We start from the raw sequence: 9,711 nt of genomic DNA on the forward strand, positions 1-9,711 counted from the left end.
GGTGGGCGCCGTGGTGGCCTCGGTGCTCGCCGGCGCGGGCGTGGGCCGGGTCGAGGTGCTGGACGGCGGCCATGTGGAGCCGTGGGACGTCGCGCCGGGCGGGGCGCCCGCCGAGTCCATCGGGGAGCGCAGGGACACGACGGCGCGTCGGCTCGTGCGCCGCTCGGCCCCCGGCCGCGCGCCCCGCGAGTCCACCGGACAACCGGCGGAGGCGGGACTGTCCCTCGTGATCGTCGCCCCGCGGGACGGCCTGGACGCCTACGCCCCCGCGCCGGCCGCCACCGAGGAGCTGATCGCGTCGGGCACCCCTCATCTGTACGCGGGGGTGATCGAGGGGACAGGCGTGGTGGGCCCCCTGGTGCTGCCCGGGACGACCGCGTGCGCGGGGTGTCTCTTCCGGCACCGCGCGGACCGGGACCCCACCTGGCCTCGGATGCTGGCCCAGTGGCGCTCCGGCCCCGCGCGGCAGGTACCGGCGTGCGATCTGGCCCTGTCGACCTCGGTCGCCGGGCTGGCCGCGGGGCATGCGCTCGGCTTTCTGGACGGGGGAAGCCCGGCGTGCGCGGGGGTCCGCTGGGAGGCGTCCGTGCCGGGGTTCGACTGGCGCTCGCGCCCGGTTTGGCCGCATCCCGAGTGCCCGTGCGGGGCGGCCGAGGGCGTTAAGGGGGATCAGGCCACCGCGGGCACGGAGCCACACGCAACAATGGCCGGGTAACCGCCTGACACGGCGCGGCTGTCTGGGACTTGGAGGGGCGTATGTCTGATCTTCCCCGGAAGGCGGTCACCCGTACCGCCAAACTGGCCGCGCTGCCGCTCGGCTTCGCGGGACGCGCGACCTGGGGGCTCGGCAAGCGGATCGGGGGCAAGTCGGCGGAGCTCGTCGGGCGTGAACTGCAGCAGCGCACCGCGGAGCAGCTGTTCAAGGTCCTCGGCGAGCTGAAGGGCGGCGCGATGAAGTTCGGGCAGGCCCTGTCCGTCTTCGAGTCGGCGCTGCCGGAGGAGGTCGCGGGGCCCTACCGCGCGGCGCTGACGAAGCTCCAGGAAGCGGCGCCGCCGATGCCGACCCGCACCGTGCACTCCGTGCTCCAGGAGCGTCTCGGGGAGGACTGGCGCGACCTGTTCCAGGAGTTCGACGACAAGCCGGCGGCCGCAGCGTCGATCGGGCAGGTGCACCGGGCCGTCTGGGCGGACGGCCGCGAGGTCGCGGTCAAGGTCCAGTACCCGGGAGCGGGCGAGGCACTGCTGTCCGACCTCAACCAACTCAGCCGGTTCGCCCGCCTCCTGGGGCCGCTGATCCCGGGGATGGACATCAAGCCGCTCATCGCCGAGCTGCGCGACCGCGTCTCGGAGGAGCTGGACTACGCCCTGGAGGCGCAGGCCCAGCAGGCGCACGCGGAGGAGTTCGCGGACGACCCCGACGTGGTGGTGCCCGAGGTGGTGCACCAGGGCGAGCAGGTCCTGGTCACCGAGTGGATCGACGGGACCCCTCTGTCGGAGGTGATCGCGGACGGCACGCGGGAGCAGCGCGACCGGGCGGGACAGTTGCTGGCCCGTTTCCTCTTCTCGGGCCCGGCGCGCACGGGACTGCTGCACGCCGACCCGCACCCCGGGAACTTCCGGCTGCTCCCGGACGAGAAGGGCGGCTACCGCCTCGGTGTCCTCGACTTCGGCACGGTCGACCGGCTGCCCGGCGGGCTGCCCCCGACCATCGGGACGTCCCTGCGGATGACGCTGGAGGGCGAGGCCGAGGCGGTCTACGACATGTTGTGCGAGGAGGGCTTCGTCAAGGAGTCCGTCGAGCTGGACCCGGACGCGGTGCTCGACTATCTGCTGCCGATCATCGAGCCGATGCTGGTGGACGAGTTCACGTTCACGCGCGACTGGATGCGCAGCCAGGCGGCCCGCGTCGCCGATCCCCGCTCCCCCGCCCACCAGTTGGGCAAGCGTCTGAACCTGCCGCCGTCGTATCTGCTGATCCACCGTGTGACGCTGAGCACGATCGGGGTGCTGTGTCAGATGGGCGCGACGGTGCGGATGCGGGACGAGCTGGAGGCCTGGCTGCCCGGCTTCGTCGTGGAGCCGGAGGACACGGACGAGGCCGACGGTACGGACGAGACGGACGAGGTCGCGGTGGAGGCGGTCGACTGAGCCGGGCGGGAGCTCACCACCACGGGGAGTCGAGGCGTCCTTCGATGGCCCTGATGTTGTCCCGCGCGCAGGTGTCGCAGAAGTAGTGGCGGCTGCCGTTCTCCACGGAGCAGGTCCAGGTCGGCGGCGTTCCCTCGGCGACCGTGCCACAGCGGGAGCACACGAGATTCTCGGGCTCCGCGGGCCGGGAATTCTGCTGGTCCACCCGGCGACCATATCGCCGTACAAGGAAGATCGGGGAGCACAACGCACCGCGGGGGCCGGTCCGTTCGGACCGGCCCCCGCGAGGATCATTGGCTCTTTCGCCAGGCGTTGCCGCGCTTGGTCACTGCATGACGGCCATGGCGAGCGCGCGCCGGGCACGCAGCGAAGCGCGCTCCGCGCGCCGCTGCATACGGCGGGCCGCCATGAGGCGCTCGGCCGGGCGGTGCGCCTCGGCCTCACGCAGGCGTTCGTGCATATGCGCACGAGCCATGGCTTCTGGGATGAGTTGCATCTCACGGGTCCTGTTCTGGCGCGAGACGTGCGCGCCGGTGGTGGTGAAGTCTGGGGTCGCGGAGCCTGCGGGCTCGCTGGTGGCTGCCTTCATCGGGGCCTGCTTCTGGGGGTCGTGCGTCAGGGGGCGATCGATCGTGCCGGCGGTGCTCATGCGACGACCGGGTTCTTGCGCGGGCGACCACGGGGCCGCTTGCGGGCAACGACGACACCCTGGACGAACAGCTCGCCGCCCCAGACGCCCCACGGCTCACGCCGCTCCTTGGCGCCGGCGAGGCAGGCCTCCATCAGCGGGCAGGTCCGGCAGAGGGACTTGGCGTACTCGACGTCGGCCGGGGACTCGGCGAAGAAGACCTCGGGGTCGTAGGCACGGCAGGGGACGGGTACGCCGAGGTTCTCGATGGCGTCGTCGAGCGCGGTGAGCGCAGTCAGGGGGGTCAAGGTCGGGTCCTCCGTGGGTGCGGGCGGGGGGAGCGTCTGTGAAGGCGGTACGGACGGGGCGTGCGCTTCGAGTTGCACGGTGGTGTTTTCCTCGTCTGGTCGTGCCGGCCTGGTTCGGCCGGTTGGCGGCTGGTACCGGGTCTTGCTGTCGGCCCCTTCGCTCCGTTCTCCCTGTTCTGGGGAAAACAGAAGGGCCGCGGATCCCGGGTGGGGTTCCGCGGCCCTGAAGGCGCCGGTCTGATCGAGGATCAGACTGGATCACTCCAGGGTTCGAGCCCACGGAAGGCCCACATCGTGTGGTGCTGCGTCGTCTGCTTCCGGAATCCGGCACCGGCTGCCGCAAAGGCATAGGCCTGCGCCTGCGCCTCCGCTACTGCTGCCTCCGGTGCCTTGGTCGGTCGCTCATTGCCCCCATTGGCCTCGCGGACGGGAAGACCGGCGAGAGGCAGGGAGGCGGACAGCGGACGGCTGGCGGCGATGCCGCCGGACAGACCGGTGCCCTGGTTCGAGAAGCCGAGCAGGCAGGAGGCGACGACCGAGCGATCGGTCATTTTCGCGGTGCTGATGAAGCTCTCGTTGATGCTGATCACTGGAATTCGCCTCCTCTCGGCGTCTAGGGGATCGGCCGGAACCGATCCTGCGGACTGTCAAGTACAGCACAGGACCAGGGCTTCGGAGAAGCCGCCGTTCCTGTGCTTAAGAACCTATGGGGATTGCTGGCGCATGCGCAAACTATTTTTTCGACGAGTTTGAATCATTCTTCCTCGGCGCCCCTTACACCCTCTTGACCTGCGCAAATCGCGAGAACGTCGGCTCCGAAGCGGCGAAACTTGCGGACGCCGACTCCCGGGATCCGTGCCAGCTCGCCCTCGTCGTCGGGCACGGCCTCCGCGATGGCGATCAAGGTTTTGTCCGTGAAGACGCAGTACGCGGGCTGTCCCAGCTGCCTCGCCTGACCCGCGCGCCACTCCCGCAACCGCTCGTAGAGACCTTCGTCCATGTCGGACGGGCAGTCCTCGCACCGCATGAGCTTCATCTCGCCCGCGTCGGTCAGGGTCCTGCCGCAGACCCGGCAGCGGGCCGGGGTGCGGTTCTTGCGCTGCCGGCGCTCCGCCGCCGCGCCGAGGCCCTCGCCGGCGCCGCCGCTGCCCCGCTCGACGCCCCCGGCGCCGCCGCCCGCGGCACGGGCCGCGGCGCCCGCTCCCGAGCCCGGACGCAGGCCGTCAAGGAAGCGGCTGGGGCGGCGCCCCGGGCGGCCTCCCGGCGAGCGGGACAGGGCCCACGACAGGGAGAGGTGGACGCGGGCGCGGGTCACTCCCACGTAGAGGAGGCGGCGCTCCTCCTCGATCTGCTCGTCGGTCTTGGCGTAGGTGATCGGCATCATGCCCTCGGCGAGGCCGACGAGGAACACGGCGTCCCACTCCAGGCCCTTCGCCGCGTGCAGCGAGGCGAGCGTGACGCCCTCGACGGTGGGCGCGTGCTGGGCGTTCGCCCGCTCGTCCAGCTCGGCCACGAGGTCGGCCAGGGTGGCGTCCGGCTTGGCCCGCGCGAAGTCCTCCGCGAGCCGCACCAGGGCCGCCAGGGACTCCCAGCGCTCACGGACCGCCCCGGAGCCCGCGGGCGGCTCGCTCGTCCAGCCCTTGGTGGAAAGCACGGCACGGACCTGGGAGGGCAGGTCGACCACGTCGTCCAGGAGGGAGTCGTTCCCCCCGAAGCGGGCCGCGCCGCGCAGCGCCGCGCCCGCCTCCCGCACCTCGGTGCGCTCGAAGAAGCGTTCGGCGCCTCTGAGCTGGTAGGGCACTCCGGCGTCGGCGAGGGCCTGTTCGTAGATCTCCGACTGCGAGTTCGTCCGGAAGAGGACCGCGATCTCGCTGGCGGGGACTCCGTCGGCCATCAGGGCGCGGATGCGGCGGGCGGCGCCCTCCGCCTCGGCCGGCTCGTCCGCGTACTCGGTGTAGACCGGCTCGGTGCCGGGCTCGCGCTGGGAGATCAGCTCCAGGCGGTGGTCGGCGGCGCGGCCGCGGGCCTGGGAGAGCAGGCCGTTGGCGAGGTGGACGACCTGCGGGGTGGAGCGGTAGTCGCGGACCAGCTTGACGACCGTCGCCCCCGGGTGGCGGGTGCGGAAGTTCAGGAGGTGGTCGGGGGTCGCGCCGGTGAAGGAGTAGATCGTCTGGCTGGCGTCGCCGACGACGCAGAGGCTGTCGCGGTCCCCGAGCCACAGCTCCAGGAGGCGCTGCTGCAGGGGGCTCACGTCCTGGTACTCGTCCACCACGAAGTGCTGGTACTGGGCGCGGACCTGGTCGGCGATGTCGTGGCGGTCCTGGAGGATGCCCACGGCGAGCAGCAGGACGTCCTCGAAGTCGATGACGGCGCGGTCGCGCTTGAGGTCCTCGTACGCCGCGTAGAGCTGGGCGATCTCGGCGGGGTCGCGCGGGACGTCGCGGCCGGACTTGGCGGCGGCCGCCGCGTAGTCCGCGGGGACCGTCTGGGTGACCTTGGACCACTCGATCTCGCTGGTGAGGTCGCGCAGCTCGTTGCGGTCCAGGCGGATGCGGCAGGCGGCGGCCGCGTCCGCGACGAGCTTGATCTTGCGGTCGACGATCCGGGGCAGCTGCCCGCCGACCGCCTTCGGCCAGAAGAACTGGAGCTGGCGCAGGGCCGCCGAGTGGAAGGTGCGGGCCTGCACGCCGGAGGCGCCGAGCTGGCGCAGCCGGCCGCGCATCTCGCCCGCGGCGCGGTTGGTGAACGTGACGGCGAGGACGCTGGCGGGCTGCAGGATCCCAGCGCGCACCCCATAGGCGATCCGGTGCGTGATCGCCCGTGTCTTGCCCGTACCGGCACCCGCGAGGACGCACACCGGCCCGTGCAGGGCGGTGGCCACCTCGCGCTGCTCCGGGTCGAGCCCGTCGAGCACCGCGTCGGCCGAGTCCGGGACCTGCGGGAAGAGGGTGGAGTGCGTTGCTGATGTCACCCCGCCATGCTGCCAGGTCGCCGGGGGCGGGTGAGCCGGTTGTCCACAGGCGGGCAGGGCCGGTCGTACTCATGCGGGAATGGTGGCCGGGTCGCGTACGTTCGATGGATTGCGAAGACGCACCCCGAGCAACGAAGGAGCACACGAGACATGCCGGGCACTGTGACGATGTACAGCACCACGTGGTGCGGCTACTGCCGCCGCCTCAAGGGCCAGATGGACCGCGAGGGCATCGCGTACGAGGAGATCAACATCGAGCAGGACCCGGAGTCGGCGACCTTCGTCGAGAAGGCGAACGGCGGGAACCAGACCGTTCCCACGGTCCTCTTCCCGGACGGCTCGACCCTCACGAACCCCTCGCTGGCGCAGGTCAAGCAGAAGCTGGCCGCCTGAGCGGGGCCGCGGGGACCGGTCCGTGAGGGACCGGTCCCGGGCGAGGGCTCAGCCCACGGCCCCCGGCCTCGGCAGGGGCTTGCCGTACCAGAGCTCGATCAGCCGGGCCGCGATCGAGATGCCGTAGGGAGGCACGACCTCCCCGGCCTCGAACGCGGCCCGCAGCTCTTCCCGGGAGAACCAGCGCGCCTCGTGGATCTCCTCGCCGTCGACGTTGATCTCCGAAGAGGTGGCGTCGGCCATGAAGCCCAGCATCAGGCTGGAGGGGAAGGGCCAGGGCTGGCTCGCGACGTACTCGACGTCGCCGACCGTGACCCCTGCCTCCTCGAAGACCTCGCGCCGCACCGAATGCTCGATGGACTCCCCCGGCTCGACGAAGCCGGCGAGCGTCGAGAAGCGGCCCTCGGGCCAGTGCACCTGGCGGCCGAGCAGGATGCGGTCCTCGCTGTCCCTGACGGCCATGATCACGGCCGGGTCGGTGCGCGGGTAGTGCTCGGCGCCGCAGGCCTGGCAGCGGCGGATGTGGCCCGCCGCCGCGATGACGGTGCGCTCCCCGCAGCGCGAGCAGAAGCGGTGCAGCCGCTGCCAGTTCTCCAGGGCGACGGCGTGCACCATCAGGCCCGCGTCCCGGGGCGAGAGCAGCAGCCCGGCCTCGCGCAGCCCCGCGGGGCGCGCCGACTGGTCCATGCGGCCCGGCAGGGCGTCCTTCTGGAGCGCGAAGTAACTGACCCCGTCGTCGTCCGTGCCGAGGAAGTAGCGGTGCTCCTCGGTGAGCGGCGCCTCGAAGGACGGCGTCATCACCAGTTCGGTGCGGCCGTCGGGCGTCTCGTCGATGAGCACCTGGCCGCCGGAGACCACGAAGACCCGGGTCGTCGGGTGGCTCCAGGCGGCGGCGAGCCACGCCTCGTCCATGCGGTGATGCGCCGCGCGGTCGATGCCGCTCGGCGCGGTCAGCGTGACGGGCCGGTCTGCGGTGCGGTCGGTCCAGGTGGTCACAGGTGCTTCCAACTCCCCCGATGGAATGGGTGATTCGGCAGGGCGTGCGGCAGGACGTGTCCGGTGGTCCGGGGGCTCTCAGTGTGCATCGCGCCAGTTCTCCGCGAGGTCGCCCCACAGGTGGGCGGCCGTCTCGACGCCCTTGAGGAGCAGGTCGATCTCGACCTTCTCGTTCGGGGCGTGCCAGCCGTCGGAGGGGACGGAGATGCCCAGGAACAGCACGGGCGCGGCGAGGACGTCCTGGAGGTCGGCGGCCGGTCCCGAGCCGCCCTCGCGCGTGAAGCGGATCTTCTGCCCGAAGGCGCGGCCCATGGCGCGCACGACGGACTGCAGCGCCGGGTGGTCGAGCGGGGTCAGGCACGGGCGCGTGGCGGCGCCGAAGGTGACCGTGTGGCGGATGCCGGCCGGGACCTGGTCGGCGGCCCAGGCGCGCACGGCCTCCTCGACGCGGTCCGGGTCCTGTCCCGCGACGAGCCGGAAGGAGAGCTTGACCAGGGCGGACGACGGGATGATCGTCTTGCTGCCCGCGCCCTGGTAGCCGCCGCCGATGCCGTTGACCTCGGCGGTGGGGCGGGCCCAGATGCGCTCCAGGGTGGAGTACCCGGCTTCGCCGCGCAGGCCGTGCGACTTGGCCGTACGCTGCCAGCTCTCCTCGTCGAAGGGCAGCTCGGCGAAGAGCTCGCGCTCGCGGTCGGTGAGTTCCGTGATGCCGTCGTAGAAGCCCGGGATCGCCACGCGCGCGTGCTCGTCGTGCAGGGCGGCGACGAGCCGGGCGACCTCGGTGGCGGGGTTCGGCACGGCGCCGCCGAAGGAGCCGGAGTGGATGTCCTGGTCGGGGCCGTGCAGTTCGATCTCGCACTCGGCGAGGCCACGCATGCCGGTGCAGACGGTCGGGGTGTCCTCGGACCACATGCCGGTGTCCGAGACGATCACCGCGTCGGCGGCGAGGCGGTCCTTGTGGGCCTCGGCGAGCGCGCGGAAGTTCGGGGAGCCGGACTCCTCCTCGCCCTCGACGAGGAGCTTCAGGTGCACCGCGGGCGTGGTGCGGCCGGTGGCGGCGAGGTGGGCGCGGACACCGAGTGTGTGGAAGAACACCTGCCCCTTGTCGTCGGCGGCCCCGCGCGCGTGGAGGCGGTTTCCGAGGACGACGGGCTCGAAGGGCTCGGTGTCCCAGCCGTCCTCACGGGCTGCGGGCTGGACGTCGTGGTGGCCGTAGACGAGGACCGTGGGCGCCTGCGGGTCGTCGGAGGGCCACTCGGCGAAGACGGCGGGCGCCCCGGGCGTCTCCCAGATCTCCGTGACCGGGAAGCCGGTCTCCTGGAGGCGGGCGGCGAGCCACTCGGCGCTGCGGCGCACGTCCCCGGCGTGGTCGGGCTGGGCCGACACGGACGGGATGCGAAGCCACTCGGCGAGGTCGTCGAGGAAGGCGGCGCGGTGGTTCTCGATGTACGTGCGGACGGCGCTGTCCGGTGTCTCGCTCATGGTCACGAGCCTATCCGCCATCCGGGGCGGGCTCGTCCGGCGGACCGTCCGGCGGCGCACCGCCCGGCTCCTCCAGCAGGAGGCGTTCGAGCTCGGCGCGGCCCGGCAGGTTCCTGGGGCGGGCGGTCTCCCCGCTGCGTACGTAGAGGAAGGAGGCCTGCACAGACTCCGGAGGGACACCCTGCAGCTCGGCCCAGGCGAGACGGTAGACGGCCAGCTGCAAGGGGTCGGCGGTGTGGGTGCGGCTGGTCTTCCAGTCGACGATCTCGTACGTCGCGTCGGCGCCGTCGCCCTCCTTGTAGACGGCGTCGATGCGCCCTCTGATGACGCGACCGGCGAGGACGAACTGGAAGGGGACCTCCACGCGGTGGGGCGTGCGGCGGGCGTACTCGGTGCGTTCGAAGGCCTCCTTGAGGGCGTCGAGGTCGCGCTCGTCGGCGATCTCGGCCTCGTCGGGGCCGCCGCCCGGCAGGTCCTCCGGGCCGAGCATCGGCAGCGGGAGCTCCTCGAAGCGGGACTCCACCCAGGCGTGGAAGCGGGTGCCGCGGCGCGCGGCGGGCTGCGGCGGGCGCGGCATGGGCCGGACCAGTTCCTGGGCGAAGCCGTCGGGGTCGGCGGCCAGGCGCATCAGCTCGGACGCGGTGAGCGACGCCGGCACGGGGACGTCCCTGACGGCCTCGCGGGCGCGCAGGAGCTCGCCGGTGAGGGCGTCCAGGTCGCGGTCCCAGGAGGCGAGGGTGCGGGCCTCTTCCGGGGTGAGGCGGGCGGGCGGCTCCTCCGGGGAG

11 protein-coding genes are annotated in these 9,711 nt (G+C 72.4%); 3 read left to right on the forward strand and 8 right to left on the reverse strand.

The window, feature by feature from the left end; all coding sequences use genetic code 11:
* Positions 1-715: TOMM precursor leader peptide-binding protein (locus AOK22_RS17135; RefSeq protein WP_157872252.1), on the forward strand; the 715-nt coding region annotated here is incomplete at its 5' end.
* Positions 716-756: 41 nt separating this feature from the next.
* Positions 757-2,148, forward strand: a complete 1,392-nt coding sequence (locus tag AOK22_RS17140; RefSeq protein ID WP_055699536.1) for an ABC1 kinase family protein — start codon at positions 757-759, stop codon at positions 2,146-2,148.
* 13 nt (positions 2,149-2,161) lie between these two features.
* On the opposite strand, the gene AOK22_RS17145 is transcribed toward AOK22_RS17140, so the two are convergent.
* The 5 genes from AOK22_RS17145 to AOK22_RS17165 form a co-directional block, all read right to left on the reverse strand.
* Positions 2,162-2,353, reverse strand: coding sequence for a hypothetical protein (locus AOK22_RS17145; RefSeq protein ID WP_055699537.1), 192 nt, complete (start codon positions 2,351-2,353; stop codon positions 2,162-2,164).
* Between the two features lie 120 nt (positions 2,354-2,473).
* Positions 2,474-2,797: a hypothetical protein gene (locus AOK22_RS17150; RefSeq protein ID WP_055699538.1), complete on the reverse strand. Its 324-nt coding sequence runs from the start codon at positions 2,795-2,797 to the stop codon at positions 2,474-2,476.
* Positions 2,794-3,162 (reverse strand): WhiB family transcriptional regulator, encoded by a 369-nt coding sequence (locus tag AOK22_RS17155; protein ID WP_055565619.1) that lies wholly within the window; start codon positions 3,160-3,162, stop codon positions 2,794-2,796. The genes AOK22_RS17150 and AOK22_RS17155 overlap by 4 nt, the downstream gene beginning before the upstream one ends.
* Before the next feature lie 170 nt (positions 3,163-3,332).
* Positions 3,333-3,674 carry a hypothetical protein gene (locus tag AOK22_RS17160; RefSeq protein ID WP_055699539.1) on the reverse strand — a complete coding sequence of 114 codons (342 nt, stop codon included), beginning with the start codon at positions 3,672-3,674 and terminating at the stop codon, positions 3,333-3,335.
* 164 nt (positions 3,675-3,838) lie between these two features.
* Positions 3,839-6,112: an ATP-dependent DNA helicase UvrD2 gene (locus AOK22_RS17165; protein ID WP_079036629.1), complete on the reverse strand. Its 2,274-nt coding sequence runs from the start codon at positions 6,110-6,112 to the stop codon at positions 3,839-3,841.
* Between the two features lie 93 nt (positions 6,113-6,205).
* Here AOK22_RS17165 and AOK22_RS17170 point away from each other — a divergent pair, with 93 nt between their 5' ends.
* The gene (locus tag AOK22_RS17170) at positions 6,206-6,448 is read left to right on the forward strand and encodes a mycoredoxin (RefSeq protein WP_055699541.1); all 243 of its coding nucleotides are present in this window, start codon (positions 6,206-6,208) and stop codon (positions 6,446-6,448) included.
* Between the two features lie 48 nt (positions 6,449-6,496).
* Here the strand turns inward: AOK22_RS17170 and nudC are convergent, their stop codons facing one another.
* The 3 genes from nudC to AOK22_RS17185 form a co-directional block, all read right to left on the reverse strand.
* Positions 6,497-7,444 (reverse strand): NAD(+) diphosphatase, encoded by a 948-nt coding sequence (gene nudC, locus AOK22_RS17175; RefSeq protein ID WP_055699542.1) that lies wholly within the window; start codon positions 7,442-7,444, stop codon positions 6,497-6,499.
* A 78-nt stretch (positions 7,445-7,522) separates the two neighbouring features.
* Positions 7,523-8,926, reverse strand: a complete 1,404-nt coding sequence (locus AOK22_RS17180; protein ID WP_055699543.1) for a dipeptidase — start codon at positions 8,924-8,926, stop codon at positions 7,523-7,525.
* 10 nt (positions 8,927-8,936) lie between these two features.
* Positions 8,937-9,711: PD-(D/E)XK nuclease family protein (locus AOK22_RS17185; RefSeq protein WP_167357852.1), on the reverse strand; the 775-nt coding region annotated here is incomplete at its 5' end.

This window comes from Streptomyces silaceus, from assembly GCF_001419745.1.
GTDB classification, from domain to species: domain Bacteria; phylum Actinomycetota; class Actinomycetes; order Streptomycetales; family Streptomycetaceae; genus Streptomyces; species Streptomyces silaceus.

Excerpts from the sequence above, each read along its gene's own strand:
- AOK22_RS17140 (WP_055699536.1), top strand. The coding sequence starts at position 757 with ATGTCTGATCTTCCCCGGAAGGCGGTCACCCGTACCGCCAAACTGGCC.
- AOK22_RS17150 (WP_055699538.1), bottom strand. The coding sequence starts at position 2,797 with ATGAGCACCGCCGGCACGATCGATCGCCCCCTGACGCACGACCCCCAG.
- AOK22_RS17170 (WP_055699541.1), top strand. The coding sequence starts at position 6,206 with ATGCCGGGCACTGTGACGATGTACAGCACCACGTGGTGCGGCTACTGC.
- AOK22_RS17180 (WP_055699543.1), bottom strand. The coding sequence starts at position 8,926 with ATGAGCGAGACACCGGACAGCGCCGTCCGCACGTACATCGAGAACCAC.